This window comes from Promicromonospora sp. NPDC050249 (assembly GCF_040656015.1).
Lineage (GTDB): Bacteria > Actinomycetota > Actinomycetes > Actinomycetales > Cellulomonadaceae > Promicromonospora.
In genome coordinates this window covers 1-18,884 of record NZ_JBFAKY010000024.1, presented here as the reverse complement: position 1 = coordinate 18,884, position 18,884 = coordinate 1, and the positions used below count along the sequence as shown (strand labels likewise).

General features: G+C 68.6%; 9 protein-coding genes and 1 pseudogene. 6 read left to right on the top strand and 4 right to left on the bottom strand.

What is annotated here, in order from left to right; translation table 11 throughout:
• Nucleotides 1-131 precede the first annotated feature (131 nt).
• The 3 genes from AB0I32_RS19045 (at nt 132) to fxlM (ending at nt 3,403) form a co-directional block, all read left to right on the top strand.
• Nucleotides 132-1,400 carry a helix-turn-helix transcriptional regulator gene (locus AB0I32_RS19045; RefSeq protein WP_357508796.1) on the top strand — a complete coding sequence of 423 codons (1,269 nt, stop codon included), beginning with the start codon at nt 132-134 and terminating at the stop codon, nt 1,398-1,400.
• Nucleotides 1,387-2,061 carry a 2'-5' RNA ligase family protein gene (locus tag AB0I32_RS19040; RefSeq protein ID WP_357508794.1) on the top strand — a complete coding sequence of 225 codons (675 nt, stop codon included), beginning with the start codon at nt 1,387-1,389 and terminating at the stop codon, nt 2,059-2,061. Before AB0I32_RS19045 ends, AB0I32_RS19040 begins: the two co-directional genes overlap by 14 nt.
• Nucleotides 2,062-2,155: 94 nt before the next feature.
• Nucleotides 2,156-3,403 carry a methyltransferase, FxLD system gene (fxlM, locus tag AB0I32_RS19035; RefSeq protein ID WP_357508792.1) on the top strand — a complete coding sequence of 416 codons (1,248 nt, stop codon included), beginning with the start codon at nt 2,156-2,158 and terminating at the stop codon, nt 3,401-3,403.
• 78 nt (nt 3,404-3,481) lie between these two features.
• Here fxlM and AB0I32_RS19030 read toward each other — a convergent pair whose 3' ends face one another.
• The gene (locus tag AB0I32_RS19030; protein WP_357508790.1) at nt 3,482-4,732 is read right to left on the bottom strand and encodes a lanthionine synthetase C family protein; all 1,251 of its coding nucleotides are present in this window, start codon (nt 4,730-4,732) and stop codon (nt 3,482-3,484) included.
• Nucleotides 4,729-7,605: a lantibiotic dehydratase gene (locus AB0I32_RS19025; RefSeq protein ID WP_357508788.1), complete on the bottom strand. Its 2,877-nt coding sequence runs from the start codon at nt 7,603-7,605 to the stop codon at nt 4,729-4,731. Before AB0I32_RS19025 ends, AB0I32_RS19030 begins: the two co-directional genes overlap by 4 nt.
• 400 nt (nt 7,606-8,005) lie before the next feature.
• On the opposite strand from AB0I32_RS19025, the gene AB0I32_RS19020 reads away from it, so the two are divergent.
• Nucleotides 8,006-8,692, top strand: a complete 687-nt coding sequence (locus tag AB0I32_RS19020; RefSeq protein WP_357508786.1) for an HAD family hydrolase — start codon at nt 8,006-8,008, stop codon at nt 8,690-8,692.
• Here the strand turns inward: AB0I32_RS19020 and AB0I32_RS19015 are convergent.
• Nucleotides 8,689-9,978, bottom strand: a complete 1,290-nt coding sequence (locus AB0I32_RS19015) for a helix-turn-helix transcriptional regulator (protein WP_357508784.1) — start codon at nt 9,976-9,978, stop codon at nt 8,689-8,691. The two genes, AB0I32_RS19020 and AB0I32_RS19015, sit on opposite strands and share 4 nt — an antisense overlap.
• Nucleotides 9,979-10,459: 481 nt before the next feature.
• Between AB0I32_RS19015 and mobF the strand changes: the two genes are divergently transcribed.
• Nucleotides 10,460-15,685 (top strand): MobF family relaxase, encoded by a 5,226-nt coding sequence (mobF, locus tag AB0I32_RS19010; RefSeq protein WP_357508920.1) that lies wholly within the window; start codon nt 10,460-10,462, stop codon nt 15,683-15,685.
• Nucleotides 15,686-15,787: 102 nt separating this feature from the next.
• Here the strand turns inward: mobF and AB0I32_RS19005 are convergent, their stop codons facing one another.
• Nucleotides 15,788-17,566 (bottom strand): LuxR C-terminal-related transcriptional regulator, encoded by a 1,779-nt coding sequence (locus AB0I32_RS19005; protein ID WP_357508782.1) that lies wholly within the window; start codon nt 17,564-17,566, stop codon nt 15,788-15,790.
• A 191-nt stretch (nt 17,567-17,757) separates the two neighbouring features.
• On the opposite strand from AB0I32_RS19005, the pseudogene AB0I32_RS19000 reads away from it, so the two are divergent.
• Nucleotides 17,758-18,884 (top strand): annotated as a pseudogene (locus AB0I32_RS19000) (hypothetical protein); the annotation flags it as partial.

Genomic DNA, 18,884 nt, shown 5'->3' with positions numbered 1-18,884 from the left:
ACCGCTGGCCGGGACCGTTCTCCCTGACGGTCCCGGCCAGTGCGATGTCCTGATTGCTTCTGCCGCTCTGCGCGTCGACACCGTAGGATCGTGGCCCAGGTCACAGGCCGCACGATCGGGAGGGGAACCGCGTGCGCATTCCACGGACCGGGCTGGCCGAGCGCCGCCGACTGCAGGGGCTGAGCCAGGAAGCCCTCGCGGAGCGCCTCGGGGTAGCGCGGACGACGGTCACGCGCTGGGAAGCGGGCGACGTCGAACCGCTCGCCTGGGTACGGCCCACGCTCGCCAACGCCCTCTTGCTGACGCTCGAGGACCTCGCCGCGCTCCTGGCGCCACCAGACCTCGGGACCGAAGTCGGCACCGCTGTGACGCCAGTACCTGCACCCGCCTCGGCGCAACCTCCGTACCCCCTCGACGACAATGAGCTGCTCGACGTTGCCGAGCGACGATCCTGGTTGGCCTCGCTTGACGTGAGCGCCGCGAAGGTCGACTACCTGGCGCCTGCCGTCGAATGGATCATCGACCAGGACGAACGCATCCCGACCGTCGACCTCCAAGCCAGAGCGCGCGACCTGCGCTCCCACCTCCACCCGTTGTTAAGGGCCCCGCAGAGGCCCGCCACCGCGGCGCGCCTCTTCGCTGTCGCGGCGAACCTGTCGGGCGCGCAAGCCGCGCTCAGCCTCGACCAGGGACACCTGCCCTCAGCCCGCGCGTATGCGGCGGAGGCCTTCGACCTCGCCGAGGCCACCGCAGACCCTGACCTGATGGCCTGGGCGCGCGCCGGGCAGAGCCTCGTCGAGTACTACGCGGGCCACTATCGCGAGGCCCTCGCCCTGGCCGACGACGGCCTCGCTCACTCTCCCCGCGGGCCACACGCGGTCCGCCTGTCGGTCAACGGCCGTGCCCGAGCACTGGCCCGAATGGGCGACAAGGTCGCCGTCGACCACGCCGTCGGGTACGCCTGGGCCGTCCGCACCGAGCACCCCGATCCCGAAACCCCACTGACCGCGAGCCTGACCGCGACCGTCTACTGCGAACCTCGTGCCGCGGGCAACGCCGCGACCGCCTACCTCGCCCTCGGCGACACAGCACGCGTCGAGCAGTACGCGAACCTCGCCCTGGACACGTTTGACGCCGAAGGCTTCACCGGGCCGCAGGCCATGACACGAATCGATGTCGCCACAGCACTCCTGGAACCGGCCGCCGGTGACGTGGAACGTGCCGCGAGCCTGGTCACTGACGCGTACCGGATCGCTGGCGCCGCATCGTTCCCGGTGCGGCAGCGCGTGGCAGAGTTCGTCAACGCTGCGGCGTCATGGGAGGCTCTGCCCGCGATTCGCGACGTCCGGGAACTCATGTCCGGATACACCACAGAGGAGGGCGTGCATGCCGACACCTGAGCTGGACAGCTTCACCGCTCGCTGGGAGGAGTTCGGCCGGCTGGAACGGCTGGTCAACCACTGGTGGTGGCGTCCTGGCTGGTCCGTCGGTCGCTCGTTCTACACCTGGCACCTTACGTTTGATGGGCCTGCTTCGGCACCGCTGCACCAGCTTGTCGGTCGCCTCCACAACGGGCTGGCCGGCGTTGACGGGCTCGATCTCATCCCGCAACGGTGGCTGCACCTGACGATGCAGGGACTCGGCTTTACCGACGAGGTCTCGGACGACGACGTCCAAGCCATCACCAGCGCCGCGACCAAGCGACTGGCGGCCGTCCCGGCCTTCGACCTGACGCTCGGCCCGATCGAGGCCGACGACGAAGCAACCGGCCTGCTCGTGCGGCCCTGGACGGCCGTGGCTGCCGTCCGCGACGGCATACGCGCAGCGATCGCCGACGTCTGGGACGAGGTCCCCGAGAACCCGCAGTTCCATCCACATGTCTCTATCGCTTACAGCAACTCCGACGTCCCGACCGGTCCGATCCGGGAACGCGTCGCTCCACTGCGAGACATCGAGCCAGTGATCATCCCGATCACGGGCGCCCAGCTCATCCGCCTTAACCGCGACAACCAGATGTACGAGTGGGAGACCGTCGCCGACGTCCCACTCGGAGGCGGCTGATCTACCCGGCATCGGTTGTCGCATCTTCGTAGCACCTGCACAGCAGTGGCTCCTGGGCCGAGACGCCCATCGCTCGGGGCCATAGCCTCGACGCGTGGACGAGACACGCGAGGACGAGGTGACGTTGCGGTCCAGGATGCTGGACCGTTTGGCGGAGATGCGCGGCCGCCCACTGGCCGAGGATGTGGCCGGTGCGATGACGGCGGTGCCCCGGCACCTGTTCGTCCCCGAGGTACCACTCGCGGAGGCGTACGGGCTGGGTGCGGTGGTGACCCACCGCGATGCTCAGGGCGTTCCGACGAGTTCGGCGTCGGCACCGGGCACCGTTGCGGGGATGTTGGAGCAGGCCCAGGTCCGACCAGGGCAGAGGGTGCTGGAGGTCGGCGCCGGGACCGGGTACAACGCCGCGCTCCTGGACCATCTGGTCGGGCCTTCGGGTTCGGTCACCACCATCGAGTACGACGCCGACGTCGCGGACGCCGCTCGGACGCATCTCGCAGCCTACGGTGCGGACCGGGTGCGGGTCGTCACCGGCGACGGCACTCTGGGCTCGACTGAGGACGCTCCGTTCGACCGAATCCTCGTGACAGCTGGGGCATGGGACGTGGCACAGGCGTGGGTCGAACAGCTCGCTCCCGATGGGCGTGTGGTGCTGCCCCTGCGTCTGCGCGGACTCACCCGGGTCGTCGCGTTCGAACGCACCGAGACTGGGCTGCGGAGCTTGTCGGTGGAGGAGGACGGCTTCATCCCGATGAAGGGCATCGGTGCCATGCCCGAGAAGAACGTCCCACTCGGACCCGGCCCGGACCTGACGCTGCGGATCGACGACGCGCAGCCGGTGGAGCGTGCGTTGCTGGACGCATTGGACGGCGAGCCAGCAGTGGAGTGGACGGACGTCGTAGCGCCTTGGGCATGGACGCCGGAGCAGGACTTCTGGCTCGCGACGCTGCCCGGCTTCTGCCGGGTGTTCGTCAACGCGGAGGCTGTGGCGGCGGGACGAATTCCTCGGGCGAAGGACCCGTGGGGTGCGTGGGGTGTCTACTCGGGTGAATCGCTGGCATACATGGCTGCGCGGCAGATCGGCGGCACGGATGAGATGCCCATGCTGCAGGTCGGTGCGTGCGGGTTCGGGCCTGAGGGGGCCGACCTCACGCGGCGGCTCACGACCCGGGTCCAGGCGTGGCAGGAGCAGACAGCGGGCGGCGTCGAAGTGACGATCGAGGCGCGCCCGCCCGCCTCGGCACCACTTCCAGACGAGGACGAGGCCTTGTTGGTCGTCGAGAAGGTGGACCACGTGTTCGTCGTGACCGCGGTCCGCACCCCGACGTCCGTCGAGGTTTAGCACGGCACTGAACACACGACATGAAGAAGGCCCCGACGAGCGCGTCGGGGCCTTCTTCACGTCGCGCTGGCCTCAGGCTCACGCGATGAGCAACAGGGCGTCCCAAGGAGTGGTGGTGGAGCGTGCGGAAATCTCGGCGAGTTCGCTGAGGGTCAGTGCCACGCCTGCCGCACCAGTGAGGAATCCCGGGTTGTCGTGGCTGTTCCCGTGCTCGACGTGGGCAACAAGGAATGGCCGTTCGCGGTCAAGGGAGAGCGTGAGTTGGTATGCCGCGTGCTCAGCCATGTCACGATCGACGCCGGTTGTGCAGCGCAGGACTCCGGCGTATCCGTGGCAGAGGGTGGGTCCTTCGGCGTCCCACGCCGCGTGTTGAGCGCCGAGCCACGCGAGGTCTGCACGGGCTGTCTCTGCCAGGGCATCGTCGTCGAGCGCGCGTGCCGCGTGCAGCTGGCTGCGAGCGATCCCGGGCGCGCCGTAGCACCATGCGGTGCGCCGTCCGTGGCGAGTGGGGGTGGCACCATCGGTGAGCTCGCGGCCGGTGGCGTGGTCTGGCCACCCATGGTCGTCGACCCGCCAACGGTCGAGCCAGATGACGGTGTCCCGGATCGCGGTCTCCTGCCCTGCGACGGTGTGTCCGGCGGAGTGAGCGATCGAAAGGAGCGCGAGAGGGCCGGCGACACCGTGCGCGAGCCCCGTATCAGCCGCGCCGGAGCTGTCGAGGCGGGCAGTGACAACTGCCGGATGTCGTTCGGTCGGAACCCACCACCCAGGCAGGGGTTCTCCGTGATCGGTCAGCAACGTGGTCATCGCCGTGAGGGCGGCGACGAGCCCTGGCTCCGCGGAAGCGTGGCCGTCGACCAGTGCAGCGAGCAGGACCCGACCGATCCCGGCCAGGCCGGAGATCGTGTCGTAGATGTGCCACGACGTCCCAGACCCGGCGAAGTTGACCGCCTCAGCGTGGATGGCGGCGATGTCGACGGCGCGAGCGGAGAGCCAGCGGACCGACCGCGCCGTCGCAGTCGCGGTGATCTCAGGGTCGGGCAGATACGCCGAACCGAGGATCAATGAAGCTGACAGCCCTCCGATCGCTCCGTAGACCCCGGGCCCTTGGGCAGGCGCTGAGGCTGCGTGATCTGCGGCGGCGCCCCAGTGGGCGTTGGCTGCCCTTGCGAAGATTGGGTCCACGGCGGACAAGCGCGCATGGAGCAGTGCTGTTCCGGGCAGGCCATCGGCGAGCGTCGCGACTCCGTAGGCCGGCGCGGTTGTCACTACCCGCCCCGGGTCGAGCAAGCGTTCGGCGATGTTCAGAGCGGCCTGCTCCGCGTTCATCGGTGCCGCCGAACGAGAAGCTCCGCGGCCAGCGCACGGGCGACATGTTCCTGATCTCGGTCAAGGCCCAAGCGGTTGGCGTGCATGTGGATCACCGAAGAGGCACAGTCGATGCGCCGAACCTCAGGGACCACTAGTCGGTAGGCAGTGAGGGCCCTGGTGCGTCGATCCCATCGCTCACGGGACGCCGAGTTCAGCAGAGCCGCTGGATCGTCCGGGGCGGCCGCGCGTAACTCGTTGACGCGCCGTCGTTGGGCGCGGTCCAGCCGAGGACGTCCCACGGCAGTGGCCCCGTCATCGGCGAGTCTGCGGGCGAGCTCGATAGCCGAGAGAGCAGCGAGCAGGAGCCGGGCTTCTTCGTCGGGCACGTCCGCCAAGAGACTCACAATGAGGTCACTGTCGGCGTCGAAGACGCGCTCGGCGGCGTCGATCGCATCGGGGCCGCCGTAGCGATCGATCTCCGGTTCGTACGCCTCGATGACCAGGGACCCGACCAAGCCGTGGGCCATCCAGGTGGCGTACCGCTCGGACACGACGGGGAGCACCACCGTGCTCAAGGCTGAGGGTTCGCCGGCGAACCGGACACGTAGGTGTGGGCCGTGGGCAGGACTGTCGTAGCGCAGCCAGAAGCAGCGGTCGATGTCGCCGCCCACCGTAGCGGTGAGGTCCGCGATCTGTGCGAGTAGATCGTCATGGTGTGCTCTCGGCGAAGGGATGGTCAGCGAGAGCCATCTCCCACCCGGCAGGTGAACGACGGGCGGTGTCGAGATCGTCGGTCGATCGGTGGCCTCGACGGCACGCTGCCGGTGGCCTTGGAGCGGGACCACGAGCTCGAGGACGTGTTGTCCGTCCGGGCCGTCCGCGACAGCCTGGACGGCGTCGGCTCCGCCTGGTGGGGCGGTCACCGCGTCCGTGCCACGACGGACGTACCGGCGCAGGAGCTCGCGGTCGCGAGGGTCGTCCAGGTCGAGGGGGAGTCGCTGGTCTGTGTCCTGCGCGATCACGGTCCGCGGCACGGCGGGAACTGCCGCCGTGCGCCACTGGGCGAGCTCGGATTCCCACGACAACTTGTCGGTGACGGCGGCCACGAGCGCGCGGGGGAGGCGCCACCGGGCCGGCGCCAGGATGGTGCGCCGCCAACGCACCTCGGGCAGGAACGGGGCCTCAATAAGTGGTCCCCACGTCCAGGTGTGCCACGGGTGGGAGCCAGCGTTCGCGAGTTCTTGGAGGACCCGGACGGCCGGCGTGATGTACGCGGGGCCGATCCGGGAGAAGAGGGCGGGGGAGATCTCCCGGTCCAGGCTCCGGGACCACAGCACGAGGTGGTGTCCGTTGGAGGCCAGGTCGAGATCGGCCAGGGTCAGATCACCTGGGTCGGGGACGGTGCCGACGCAGATGCGTACCGGTGCGAACCCGGATGGCAACGCCACGGTAGCCAGCGCCGTCAGGCGTGGCCGGACCACGACCTCAGCGCGAAGCGGCGCCCCAGGCTCGACGACCGGAGTGGGGAGGTCAAGGAGCGAGGAAAACCGACCCAACGTCGACCCCGCGTCCTGGGTACTGCCCAGGTACGCGGCTAGCAGGTACTGGCCAGCCGCGAGGTCGCCAGCCGACTTTGACAGGACGCGCGCGTAGAGCTCGCCACTGGTCGGAAGTATCCGCTCGCCCGCCACGCGCAGTGCCGCGATGGCCTTGTCATCAAGCGTGACCGCAGCGCTGTTCTGGGCGGCGGCGTCGGCGATGAGACCGGCCAGCGCTTGTCCACGCGCAGGTTCCTCGGCCGGATCGTGATGTGCGTCGTCGTCCGGGTCCCCGAGACCAGCAACCGGGTCTACGACCGCCATCAACGGCACCCGCCGCCGGATGCCGTACCGGTCAACGAACCGGGAGTGGTAGGTGCCCAGGACCTCGGATGAGGGCGTAATGCTCCACAGGAGGCTTGCGGCGTCGACCGCCTCCGTGACGAGCGGGCGCGGGACCTGAATGTCCGCGTCGAGCGCGACGTCGACCGTGATCGGGCTCTCGTGGCGCGCGAGACGATCGCAGATCGCGCGAGCTTCCGCCAGCGCGGCGAGGCGCTCGTCCGTTCCCGGCGGGTACTTGTCGGCTTCGGCGAGCAGGTCACGCAGTTCGATCAACGATCTGATGACTTCGTGCGATGCAGGAACGCGTGCCAGCAGGTGCTTGAGCGGGTCCTGCGCGACGTCGTCCGGCAGCAGGTCAGTCAGTAGCAGCCCGGTCCGCACCAGCTTCTGCACCGTCGCACGTACGATCTCCGCGGGAACGCTCGGCCAGTGAGCCTCGATAGCCGTGCTCACCTGCGCCAGGCGGGCGGGTGTACGACACGTCTCTAGGATCAGCTGGACAGCTGGTGTCGCGCGCAGCGTCACCCGCTCGGGCTTCCCGGATCCCGTAGCCCATTCGTGCTCGTACCGGTGACCGCGACGGGCGACGAGGTCGTTTGACGTCAGCCGTACGGCGTCGAGCACCTCGGGAATGTCGAGGAGCCGGTCGGCGACATCGCTGAGCCACGCAGCTGAAGGCGTGCTCCGGGCACGATGGTTCTTCCCGACCTCGAAGCGCGCGGCGCTTTCCGTCACCTGGACGACCTGGACGCCGGCGAACGCACCCCGCGGTGTAGCCCGCGTACGAGCGCGATGCTCGTAGGCATGCACCGTCGTGGCGAGCCGCACGTCGGCGTCCAGGTCGTCATCGGTGACCGTGGCGAGGGAGCGCGAGGCGAAGCGCACCGCCTCCAGAAACGAACCAGACAGCGGCCGCACCTGACAGCGGTCTGGATCGTTCGGAAGCAGCGGTAGACGCGCCAGGATCGGGAACCCTGTGTACAGGGTGAAGGTCCGCTCACGCTTCATCGCCACAGCCACCTACTTGCACTTACAGGTAGCCGAGCAACCCACGCTGGGACAGCTCGCCGAGCACCCGTCATTGGTGTTGTTGGTACAGGCCATGGGGACCTGCAGAGTGCGGACGTCCAGGTCGAACAGGTCAGCCGTCAGTCGGTCCAGATCACTCTCGGTACGGTCCAGGACCGCGGTCGGTTCTGTCATGGGATTGCCTCTCGATGTGGAAACGGTTGTCGTCTCCTATCGAAGCCAGAGGCAGGTAGCCAGAACAGAGCATGGCCGCTGCACCCCTGTCGCATCCGCGTCGCACGGTGGAGCTGGGGGCCGTGGATCGGGACCGTTCACACGGTCGTCGGGATCGGGTCGTGGGGCTTCGCCGTAACGTGCGAGGGCTGGCTACGCTGCTCTGGTGATTCGCGCTGTGTGGTTCGATGTCGGCGAGGTTCTGGTGAACGAGACTCGCGAGTACGGGACGTGGGCCGACTGGCTCGGTGTCCCTCGGCAGACGTTCTCCGCGGTCTTCGGTGCCGTGATCGCGCAAGGCCGCGACTACCGGGACACGTTCCAGGTATTCCGGCCAGGGTTCGACCTCGACGAGGAGCGCGAGAAGCGCTCCACCGCTGGGCAGCCGGAGTGGTTTGGCGAGGACGACCTCTACCCGGACGTACGCCAGTGCCTGGCACGCCTGCGTGAGCAGAGTTTGCAGGTTGGCATCGCGGGGAACCAGACCGTACGTGCCGAGGGCATCCTGCGTGATCTGGACCTGCCGTGCGATCTGCTCGGCACCTCAGATTCTTGGGGTGCATCGAAGCCGGATGTCGCATTCTTCGAACGGCTTCTTGTCGAAGCGGCCCTTGCGCCGGAGGAAATTCTCTACGTGGGGGATCGCCTGGACAATGACATCCGGCCAGCACAGAAGCTTGGCATTCAGACGGCGGTGCTACGCCGGGGACCTTGGGGTCACATCTTGCGCGGCGACACGGCAGCGAGGCATCTTGGCCAGGACTGTGAGGCGCTGTGCCTGTTTCAGCTCGACACCCTCGCGGAATTGCCGAACCGTGTCGCGAGCCACAACACCCGCCAGAAGCGCCCCTAAGCGACCTGGAGGGTACGGGCGCGCTCGGTCAGACGGGCACCGTGCGGAGTCTCCTTGAAGCGAGATGTCACGTCATCGAGCCGGTCGACCGCCGCGCTGTACGGCACCGTCTCCAGGAGGGACAGAGCTTCGTCGGCGTAGGCCGCACCTCGGTCCGCGTCCAGGACTTGGTGCGCTGCTGCAAGGTCGAGCAGAACCACCGTGCGCTGCTTGGCTGCCTTCTCGCCCAGCTCGTCGAGGGCTCGTTCAAGCCAGCCGACGGCGACAGCCGACTCTCCTGCGAGCAGCGCGGCATTGCCAGCGAACCCGGCCAGACGGCTGGCGTCGTAGAAGTCGAACCACGTGGGGGCATCTGCTGCCCTTGCAAGCGCCTGCTCAGCGCGATCGGTGAGGCTACGCGCCGTCGCGCCATCTCCGGTCCTGGCGTGCAGCTCGGCCGAAACGCAGCCGACCCAGGACTCGATCAGGCCGTTAGGCCGGCGGCGCAGATGGGCCATGGCGAGATCCAGGTAGCACCGGGCCGCCGTGAGATCGCCGGCGAACCCGGGGACGAAAGCGTGATGGCCGGCGATCACAGCAGCAAGCGATGGGTCACGAGCTTCTGCGGAGGCCGATTCGGCTACAGCGAAGCATCGCTCGGCAAGACGTGTCTGGCCGAGGTCGAACAATGCGACGCGTGCAGCCAGCAGTGCCGTGTGGGCGACGGCAGCAGCCAGCGTCGTCGTCGGTTCACTACCGTGCCTCGATGCGTTCAGCAGCCGGGAGCCTAAGCGGAGGTGGCCCAGGGCTATGTCGAGCATCGCGGGTGCGTCGAGCGTCCAATACAGGTCCCGCTGGACAGCCGTGATCGCGGCGTACGACTTCACTGAGCGTGGGTCGAGCACCGAAGTGGGCGAGGCTGCCGCCTCGACCGCGCCCAGAGTCGAGGCCGCACCGGTCGCTAGCGCCAGTCGCAAGAACTGCTTGCGATCCATCCCATCGGACTCGTCCATCAGGATCCTCCACAGCGATTCGTCATCCAGCCCCACCACGCCAAGAGGCTCCGCTGCCGGTACGACGAAAGCCACCTGTTGCGTCGCGTCCTGGGTGAAGATCATGTCCAGTTCCACGAGCGACAGTCCGAGCGCCTCGGCGAGTCGTGGTCGGACCCAAGGCAGGGGGACGACCTCACCCGATTCCCACCGCGCCACCGTGGTCCGTGCAACGTTCAACTGGGCGGCCAGGGCTTCCTGACTAAGCCCGCGCACCTTACGGCGTCGGGCGATCTCCTCGCGCCGGTTGTCCATCGCGCCTCCCCATGGGCTCGACGACGTTTGTGCAGGCCGCATATCAGGGCCCGCGGATGTCGCGTGTCCCAGCCTGCCGCACGGTCACGGCGATGGGTATCCCACGAACTCGATGCGTCAAAGGTGCTACAGCAATGCCGGGCTTCCGGCGTTGCACGGCAACGTGTCTTGGGATGTCGTCCGTGGCTCTTGACGTGCCGAGGACTCGGGGACCCACCCCGCCCCCCTCCTCTGAGGCCAGACAGCAGGACACAGCCGACGAGCAGCGACGGCGGACACGCGCGCGACAACGCACAGCACGCGACTGACACGGCGGCACGACTGACGCGGCTACGCGGCTAGGGCAGTCGAGCACACAGACATCGGGTCCCGCGGACCGCCCTGGTGAAGGCAACACACCTAATGCACAAGCTGTGAGCGGCCCGAGCCAGCCCCAAGTTGACCCGCTCCCAGCCGTGACCGGGAGGTGGTGGGGGACGTGATGACGGCCCATGTGCTCAGCGCCGGCAGCGGGTACACGTACCTGACGCAGCAGGTCGCCTCCGGGGACGTGCCGCGGGGGCGGGGTATGTCGTTGACGGACTATTACATGCAGCACGGCAACCCACCCGGGCAGTGGGTCGGCACGGGGCTGGAGCAGCTCGGGGTCTCGGGCCTGGTGCTCGAGAAGCAGATGAAGTCGTTGTTCGGGCAGGGTCGGCACCCGGACGCGGACCGGCTCGAGGTCGAGGCGCTGGCCCGCGGCTTGACCAAGAAGGACGCGGAGCGCACTGGCCGCCTGGGGCGAGCATTCCCGGAGTTCAAGGCCAAGGCCGACGACGGCTACAAGCAGGCGTTGGAAGCTGCGTTCGCTGTGTTCGCTGCCGAGAACGATCGTCCGCCGGAGGCGGGGATCGAGCGTGACCTGATCCGCTGGAACGTCGCCCGCGCTCTCGCTCAGCAGGAGCACACCGACAAGGGAGCCTCGGGCGAGGTCTCGGACCAGGACGTCGCCACGTGGTTGGCCAAGCGCGGCCAGCAGCCCCGCAAGGCGGTGGCCGGGTATGACCTCGTGTTCACGCCGGCCAAGTCGATCAGCGTGTTGTGGGGCTTGGGAGACGCGGCCACACGGGAGGCGATAACGAAGGCGCACACCCAGGCCTGGCGCGACACGCTGGCGTGGATCGAGACCGAAGGAGCGCTCACCCGCGGCGGTGCCGGTGGTGTGCGCCAGATTGACACCCACGGTCTGACGGCGGTGGCATTCGACCACCTGGACTCCCGCGCCGGGGACCCGAACCTGCACACCCATGTCGCGGTCTCCACCAAGGTCCTCGGCGTGGACGGGATCTGGCGTGCCCTGGACGGTCGGGTGCTGCTGGCGCTGAAGGTTGCGGCGTCGGAGCGGTACAACACCCGGATCGAGCAGCTCCTGGTCGAGCGTCTTGGCGTCGCGTTCTGCACTGAGTCCCGGGGCCGGGGCAAGCAAGGTGTCCGTGAGATCGTCGGCATCCCGAAGACGCTGCGGGATGCGTTCTCCCGCCGGCGTGCGGCGATCCAGGAGTCCTACGAGAGCCTCCGGGCCGCCTACCGCGCCAAGTTCGGGCACGAGCCGGGCACGAAGGCTGCGGACGGGTTGGCGCAGCAGGCCAACCTGGACACCCGGCAGGGCAAGGGCGCTCCCATCGGGTTACGTCAGAGGCTCCCGCAGTGGGCCCAGATGGCAGCCGTGGTCTTGGGCGGCCCGGAAGGGGTGGCGCGGATGCTCGCGGGTGCGCTCAACCCCCGTCCGGGCACGGGGCAGGTCGTGGTCGACGAGTTCAAGGATCTGTGGCCCGCCGTCGCCCAGGACCTCGCCGGGCGAGGGACCACTCGTTGGACGCCGCAGGACGTCACTGGAGCGGTGGAGCGGCTCGCGGCGGTATGGCCGAGCGCGCAGGTCTTCCGGCAGTTGCGGTGGCGCACACCAACCGGCCGCCAGACCGCCCTTGCGGACCTGGCCGCGCAGGTGCTGGCCCAGGGTGACCTGGTGGACGCTTGCCTGACGAACGTGGCGGGCAGGCGGGCGACGTGGACGACCTACCACCTACAGGCTGAAGCCACTCGCCTCGCTAGGGAGCACGCCCCGACCGGTACCGACCTGCTCGCGTTGGCAGCGGCAATCGCCGGGCACGCAGTCGCAGCCAGTCTGCAGATCACGCCGCCAGATCTGAACGAGCCGCCGGACGCGATGCGCCGCAAGGACGGCGAGAGCGTCTACTTCGTGCACGGCTCAACCCGGTATACCTCCCTGGCCGTCCTGGAAGCCGAAGACCAGCTCCTGACCGGCGCCCGCACCCTGGGTGGCCTGATCGTCGACCCGGGCGTGGTCGAGCGTGCGATCGAGCAGGTCCGGGTAGACAAGGGCCGGGTGCTGAACCGGGGGCAGCGGGACCTGGTGGCGCACTTCGCGGCAAGCACCGTCCTGGCGGCAGGGATCGGCCCGGCGGGGACTGGGAAGACCACCGCGATGCGCGCCTTCGCGGACGCAGTCCAGGACGCCGGGGGCAAGCTCATCGCCCTCGCCCCGTCGGCCGCAGCCGCGGAAGTCCTCGGCGCGGACCTCGGCGAGGGGATCGCCGCGGAGACCTTGGACATGTTCCTCCTGGCCAACCACGGCGCTGGCGCGGAACGCCTGCGGGAGCGCCTCACGGTGGAGCCGGGGACGGTGGTCCTGGTGGACGAGGCAAGCCTGGCCGGCACCCTCGCCCTCGCCGACGCCCTGGCCATCACCGCGCAGGCCGGTGGCAGTGTCCGGTTGCTCGGGGATCCCGCGCAGCTCGGCGCGGTGGCCGCAGGTGGAGCCCTGCGGCTGATCGCCGAGCAGGCCGGTGCGGTCGAGCTGACGCAGATCCACCGGTTCCACACCACCGGTGAGGCCGATGCCTCCCTTCAGATCCGGGATGGGGACCACCGGGGCCTGGACTTCTACGTTACAGAGCGCCGCGCTCAGGGCGGCAGCGCGGCTGCGATGGCGGAGGAGATGTTCGCGAACTGGCAGACCGACTCTGACCAGGGCCACAAGACGATCATGATCGCGGCGACCAACACCCTGGTCACCGAACTCTCTGCCAGAGCCCGACTGCACCGCGTCGCCCGCGGCGAGGTCGAGGAAGACGGCATCACGCTGCACGACGAGACCCGTGCTGGGGTCGGGGACGTGATCGTGACTCGGTTGAACAACCGTCACCTGCGTGCCGAGCACGACGACGGGACCATCGACTGGGGTCGGGACTGGGTCAAGAACGGCGACCTCTGGCGCGTCATCGCCCGTAATGGTGACGGCGCCCTGCAGGCCCGGCACCTGGAGTCCGGGGCCACCGTCATCCTCCCGGCGGACTACGTCGCCGCGCACGTCGAGCTCGGATACGCGGCGACTATCCACCGGGTGCAGGGCATGACCGTGGATACCAGCCACGCGATGGTCGGGGTCGGGATGACCCGCAACGAGCTCTACACCGCCATCACTAGGGGCGCCGCCTCCAACCGCGTGTATGTGGAGACCGACGACGTCCTGGACCTCGACCCGCACCGGCAGCCGGACATGGAGCGGGCCGTGTTGAACGCTCTCAAGGGCGTGCTGGACCGTGACGGCGAGGAGAAGTCCGCGTCCCGGGTGATCGAGGACGAGTGGGATCACGCCCACTCCCTGGCGCGCCTGGTCCCGGAGTACGAGGACGCGTACCTGGCGTTCCTCGAGCCGGACCGTAGTGGGCGCCTGGCCGAGGCCGTGCGGTCGGTCCTGCCCGAGCAGGTAGCCGACCTGGTCCTAGCGGACGAGACATGGCCTGCGCTGGCCAAGCGACTGTCGCAACACGAAGCAGCTGGCACCGATGCCGCGATCGTGGTGCGACGGGCGGTCGAGGGCGGCTTCCAGGGTGCCCGGTCTATCGCGAAGGTCCTCCACCACCGTATCGGCCTACCCCGACCCCACGACGATGGGCGGGGACTGCCGGCCTGGATCACCACGTCGCCCGACACCTCCGACAACATGGCATGGTCCCGCACGCAGCCACTGAGCGTCCCCTCGATCAAGGCCGGCGAACTCGCGTCCACGCGACCTGCCGAACCGCCTACGCCCGTCGACCCGGCCGTCCGGTCACTGGTCGTCGAGATCACGGGGCACGCGTGGGTCTGGTGGAGCGGGCAACGCGCCACCCAGTCGTGGGCTGCCCGGTACATGGCCGGGCGGGGTCTGGCCGATGCCGAGTGGGGTGTTGCTCCCGCGTCCTGGACCGGACTCAGCGAACACTTGCAGGCACTGGGCTATACCGCCGACCAGCTCATCGACGCCGGAGTGACGACCCGGACCAGGAACGGGCGGCTGATCGACCAGTTCCGGAACCGGATCATCTTCCCCGTCCGTGACCAGGCCGGGGTGATCGTCGGCGTCACCGCACGCATCAACCCTGCCGAGACGGACCATCGCACCCCGAAGTATCTGAACTCTCCCGAGACGGCCGCGTACCGCAAGAGCGAGCTGCTGCTCGGCCTCGACCCCGCCGCCATCACGCGCCTCGCCGCCGGGGCGCACCCGGTCCTGGTCGAGGGCCCCACCGACCATGCCGCCCTCCAGCTCGCCGCTGCTGATCTGGCTGAGCGGACGGGTATCGAGATCGTGCCCGTGGCCGCGTGCGGCACCGGCATCACCAGGGCGCACTTCCAAGCCCTGCGCGACGCGACCGGGCGCGACCTGACGGATCTGATCGTCGCACTGGACCCGGACACCGCCGGCCGCACCGCCGCAGCGCGAGTGTGGGACATGCTCACCCCCGACGAAGCCACCCAGGTCAAGGCACTGGACCTACCGACCGGCACCGACCCCGCACAAGCCGCCATCAACACCCCGGACACTCTGGCAACAGCACTCGCCGACACCATCCCGCTGTCGTGGTTCGCGATGGAACCTAACCTGCAATTGATCCGGGACCTGGATCACTTCGGACGGCAGATCCCGCTCCTGCGCGCTCTGGTCGACCACCTCCACGGCCGTATCGAACCCGCGCAGTGGCCTGCCCTGGTCGAGCACGTCGCCCAGATCGTGGGCGTGACGGACCCGACTTCTCGGGAGCGGCTCGCCACCGGTTACGTGCGCCGGGTCATGGTCGAGCACTACGCCGACCGCCTCCTGAACCAGACGAACACCAAGCCCCAGCGGATGGTCGACACTGCGTCTGAGGTGAGCGGCGCAGCCAATAGCCAGGAACGGGCGCAGAGCGATCCGCACGTTCAAGCCTGGCTCACCCGGCAGGCCGACCTCATCTCCACACGCCTGGACCGATTGGTCGATCAAGCGCTCCTCGAACCCGACCTGTGGATGGAGAACATCACACCCCCACCCTCACCAGGCGCCGAACGGGAAGCATGGACGATGGCGCTACGACAGGTGCTGGCCTACCGCGACCGCTACCAGATCACCGACACCAACGACCCACTCGGGCCCGATGTTCAGGGTGAACGCGGGGAGGCGTACATGGTGGCAACCCGAGCCTTGCAGACCATCACCCCGGCCGAGTCCGGCCCAAGCACCCCGACAGCCCCGCGTGGCCCGCGGCGCATGGAACGCGTGCCAGTCGTCCTCGCCGAGGCCCGAAACCGAAGCGAGTACCTGCGCCGTCAGGCCGAGGAACGCGCCCGGCGACACCAGGCAGATCGGCAACGCGACTACGAGACCAGTCGCGGCTGGTAGCCCCGCTCAACGATGACGGCGACCTGAACGGGTGTCATCACCTGGGGGTCTCGGACGCGCCCGCTCGCAGCGACGCTACGTGGAGGCCACACTCCCGGCGCACTATCGGTGGTCCGGTTGTCGCGACTCACTAAGGAGACCGAGCTCGTGCGCCCGGGCGAGTGCTGCGGCGCGCTTGGAGACGCCAAGCTTCTTGTACAGACTGCGGATCTGGCTGCGTACCGTAGTGACGGAGAGGCCGAAGGCGGAGGCGGCCTGTTGAGGGCTCCTTCCGCTGTCCAGGGCCTCAAGGACTGCCTGCTCCCGGCGAGTCAGCCGGACGATCGAGCCCGAGCCCGGCGGGTTCGGGCGGATGGAGATGCGAGCCAGCCTCAGCGGATTGGGCACCCCGGCCAGCCGTGACAGCGTCTCCAGGTCCTCGCTCGTCGCTGAGAGGAAAGGCCCGATGAGTGCCGGGCTCGATTGCAGCCGGACGGCAGTCTCGAAGGCTTGCGCGGCCCGGTCACGGTTGTTCTCGCGCAGGTGCGCGATCGCCAGGACGAGATGAACGCTTACCGTGTCAGGGCCCGAGAGACAGGCCCGGTTCAGTGCCTTTGCCGCGACACGGATGGCCTCCTGGTGGTGTCCGGCGAGCAGGTGAACCCACGCAACCTGGACCTCAAGGGGGTTCTCGTCAGGGTTCTCGCGTGCGAGAGCGAGAATGCGGTGGCCGGTTTGAGCCCGTAGGAGGAGCTTGGCCTCGGCGAGGAGGGTGAGCCGGCCGGCGGCCGTCCCAACGCCCGTCGGCGTGTGTGCGCTGTGGGTGAAGCGCGCCTCCTGCAATCGTTGCAGACCCTGGTGGGGGTCACCAAAGTAGGCGTCATGGCTGGCTTGTGCGAAGGCCGCGAACGGCCACAGCTCGATGGCCTGCGTGGCGGGGCCCACTGTGACCAGGTGGTACGACGCTCTTTCGGCGTCTCCCTCTTCGATGGCGATCAGCGCCCGAGCGATCTTTGCGCCGACGATGGTCAAGTGCTCAATCCAGTCGGGTAAGTCGCCCATCTCGTCTAGCGTCTGGAGCCAGCTGCGGGCGATGTCGAGGTGGCCTTGGAACGCAGCGAGCATCGCCAGGTTCGCCACCGCGTTGGCTCCCGCGTAGTGCTCGGTCGGAGCCAGGCCAGCCTCGGCATGAGCACGCGTGAAATGGTTGACAGCGCTGTCGAAGTTTCCGGCAAGTGTCGCGGTGATGCCGCGCTGGCCCGATAGCCAACCAGGCCGCGCCGCGGTGCTCGTACTGCCCCACGGCAGCATGTGGTTGCCGACCCGTAGCGCGAGCTGCTGGTCGACCCAGGACCCCAGCCGTTCCGAGTCGTCATAGGCGCCACGCAGCCGGGCGGAGATGACCGCGAGCGTCCCTCCGGACAGAAGGTCGCTGGAGTCTCGGTACGCGGAGAGTCGACTGGCAAAGCGACGACCATAGGTGCCGAAGTAGTGGACCACTTTGCGCAGCTCGGTGTCACCCGCGGCGAAGTGCTGCTGACCGTGAGCGAGCAGGGTCACGTGCAGCAGGCGCGGTCGCCGGTCGAACTCATGAGGGCTGAGGCTGCTTGTCGCACTGATGATCTCGGGAGCGAAACGGTCCGGCAGGTCGTACCACAACTGGTCGAACAGGGACTCAAGGGCGTCTAGGTCTCCTGCCAGGAGGACCTGCCGGATCTCCTTACCGCTAAGGGTTCGCCGGTCGTCGAGTGACGTCACCCCCTGATCGTGCCTCTGGAAGCCGAATTTCGCGTTAGCGCAAACATTCGGAGCGGGTGAAAAGTGGCCAAAAATGATGAAGCGGTTGATGAATTTTCTCGCTCCAGCCAGCACCGTTGAAACGAAACCGGTTCTAGTCGACATACATGCGCATCTGTGTGCACGCAGCAGAAGGGGACATCATGCGAACCGGATTCTGGGACAGAACAGGCGTAAACGGCGCCGGTGGCAGGCGGCCACGGCGCGGCGCCTCGGCCCGACACGGACACGGAAGTCCGAGAACCGGGGGAGCGCGCCGCATCATCGCGGGGACGCTCGCGGTCGCGACGTCCGCCATGGGGCTCCTGGCCGCGGCGGCGCCGCCGGCTTTCGCCGATACCGTCTATGAGATCACCGGAGAGTGGGAGGCCGACACACCGGCCGTCGCGTCATCCGGCGACGTCGTCACCGGCGTCTGGCGAGTAAACATCAATGACGATGCCGCGGCGCCGTCGAACGACCCGGTGGACAATGTGACGTTCAGCGTCACGCTGGAGAACGGCGTCTTCGGCGAGCTGCCGGACGCGTGCCTCGCCGACGGCGTCGACCCGGTCTCGGCGATCTCCGAGGACGGCGCGACCCTCACCTGTAACCTCGGCACCAAGGACCAGGGCACCGCCGTCGTGATCCAGACACCGATCGAGGTGCACGGGCCGACCGGGAGCCAGCTCTCGGCGTCGGGCACTATCGCGGGGCTGACCGCCGACCTGAGCCCGATCGACATCGAGAACCCGTTCGGCATGGACATCCGCTGGGGTACGGGTACGTCGCACTTTCTCTATGGCGGCGGGTACTTCGAGATGGACCTCCAGTGGACCCTGAGCAAGGCCAAGCGCAGCGAGCCGGGTCCGCAGACGGTCACCTACGACCTGACGATCGCCTCGGCGCAGGGGAGCGCGATCGAGATCGCGCCTCAGCAGTGCGCGCCGTTCACAGCAGGGGCGGCCGACGGCCACCCGTGGTCCGGTGGTGATCACCCCGCGGACCGGCTGACCTCGTTCGTGGACAGCTGTGAGGTCGTCCAGACCGGCGCCAACACCTTCCGGCTCACCCTGACCGGGATCGACTACGAGCCGACGAACCCGCCGACGCTGGACTCGGCCGGCAACCGGCTGCCGACCGACGAGGTCGCCCTGGCCAGCGGATCGATCTGGATCCGGGTGGTGACCGACGCCGCGGGCTCGGTCCAGCTCACCTCCAGTGCGCCGACCTACACCTCCCCGACGGGGGCGACTGCTCAGGACGATCCCGCCAACAACACCGAGTCCAAGGCGTGGACCACACCCGGCCTCTACTCGTCGGGCTGGGCCCGGGGCCACACCGGCAGTGGCGGCACCACGTGGGACAACACCTACCGGATGGCGGCCGGGACCGAGGTCGCGCAGTACATGCACACGCTCTACCAGCTGCACAGCGGCCGGGC